This window comes from Acidaminococcus sp. CAG:542, from assembly GCF_000437815.1.
Classification (GTDB): Bacteria; Bacillota; Negativicutes; order Acidaminococcales; family Acidaminococcaceae; genus Acidaminococcus.
The window spans coordinates 5,400-7,201 of sequence record NZ_FR902066.1; the positions used below are offsets into that span (position 1 = coordinate 5,400).

Sequence of the window (1,802 nt, forward strand, 5' to 3'; positions counted from 1 at the left end):
AATATATTAGAAGTAGAAAAATATCATGGTTCGAATGAAAGAATACTTGGCATTATTAAATATCAGTTTAAAGACTTGAAGGATATCTTTAGATAAAAATCATCGATTTATGCACTCCAACTTCTGCAGAGTGATTATTATGCACGGTTGGACGAGTGTAAGAAAATTCTGCTCTCCGGGCGCCCCCTACGGGCCGGTATTCTTCACATTCGACTCATTCCCGCCTGCCCATACCCCCTCCTTTTCTGCTATAATAACAGAGAAAATTTCACCCCACAAAAAGTGCAGTAGTAAGAACAGTCCGTTTTACTGCTGAATACAAGATATGGTAGCTAATAAATTACGAACAACCACATCTTGTGTATGCCCCAAACTGTTCATAAAACATTGCAAATAATGGGAGAAAAAAGCTCTTCTTGGGTTACTTTTGTAATGAAATAAATTTACATTCAGATAGAGAAAAACTTGCTCGTATAAGATTGCAGCAAGAAAGATAGCCGTGGTGGGAGTTCCTGCCAAGGCTTTTTTATTTTGTTTTCTCGCAATGGCAGCCAATATGATCGGAGTACCAAAGACCATCATTGTGGTGAGCCTGGGAATCATGGACCTGGTGATGTTCAACCCGGCAATCACACAGAAGAAAGGGCCTTACGAAACAGAAGAAGGCTGTCTGTCTCTCACAGGGACCCGAAAAGTCACCAGGTATCAGGAAATCAAAGTGGAATTCCAGGATATGAAATTCAAAAAGCAGAAAAAGACTTTCAAAGATTCCCCGGCAGAGATTATCCAGCATGAAGTGGATCATTTGGAGGGCGTATTGATTTAACAGTCTTGTCAGCGGTCGACAGATATCCGGCCAAACAGTCACAGAAAGACCTGGAACAGGCGAGAGCCATGGGTTTGAGGGACTGATACAGGACTGAGTACCAGGAAAACGAACGCTAGCAATCTGCAAAAACCAATTTTTCTAATTTCCTTTGAATTTAGAAGGAGAATCTGCTATAATCTCTTTCGGTAACTGAAAAATCCGGTGCTGACGGCTGCCGAGTCGTCAGAAGTAGGGCCGTATCCCCATCGTCAGGTCTTAGCAGATGAGGATGCGGCATTTTTTATTACAGGAGGTCATGATGGAATCATTTTTTTACAAAGATCCCTATGAAGAAAACGGGAAAACCATTCTCGAACTGAACCTGTTCCCTGGCAAATACTGCAATTTTAACTGCATTTTCTGCCCTGTGAGCCGGAAGCTGCCCCATCAGCAGACCCAGGACCCGGTGAATGTGGGGAATCTGGACGCGGCCATTCTGGACCTGCAGCAGAAGATCCGTGCGGTGAAGCCGGACCTGGTTTTCATCAATTCACTGGGCGAGGCACTGCTTCTAATAGGCCTAGAAAAGGTGATCCATACCATCCACAAGGAAAATGTCCCTGTTCGCCTCCTGTCGAATGGCTATCTGTACGGAAACCAGAAGTACGCGGCCCTCGCCGGCACCTGTGAAGAAGTAATCGGTGAACTGAAAATGGGCCGGGAAGAAGCTTTCCAGAAAGCCCAGAGACCTCTTGCAGGCTATACGGTCCGTCAGCATATTGAGAATATGGCAGAATTCCGGAAATCCTACCCGGGCCGCTTCCACCTGGAAATCACTGTAGTCAGAGGGTACAGCGACGATTCCGCATCCCTCAGTGTCTTCCGAGATGCCGTAGCTGCCATCAAGCCGGATGTGCTCCAGGTCGTCACTCCGGAAGCCCCCTTCGACAAAGTACTGGGACTTCCCCAGGACAGACTGGAGGCGATTGCCGGG

Annotated in this window: 2 protein-coding genes; both read left to right on the forward strand. The window is 46.3% G+C overall.

Annotation, left to right across the window (positions count from 1 at the left end; genetic code table 11):
• Window positions 1-544: 544 nt before the first annotated feature.
• Window positions 545-826 carry a peptide deformylase gene (locus QVO43_RS05255; RefSeq protein ID WP_022487524.1) on the forward strand — a complete coding sequence of 94 codons (282 nt, stop codon included), beginning with the start codon at window positions 545-547 and terminating at the stop codon, window positions 824-826.
• Window positions 827-1,124: 298 nt separating this feature from the next.
• Window positions 1,125-1,802 (forward strand): radical SAM protein (locus tag QVO43_RS05260; RefSeq protein ID WP_288174566.1); only part of this gene is annotated, 678 nt, incomplete at its 3' end.

Coding starts and splice junctions, on each gene's coding strand:
- QVO43_RS05255 (WP_022487524.1), top strand. CDS start 545: ATGGCAGCCAATATGATCGGAGTACCAAAGACCATCATTGTGGTGAGC.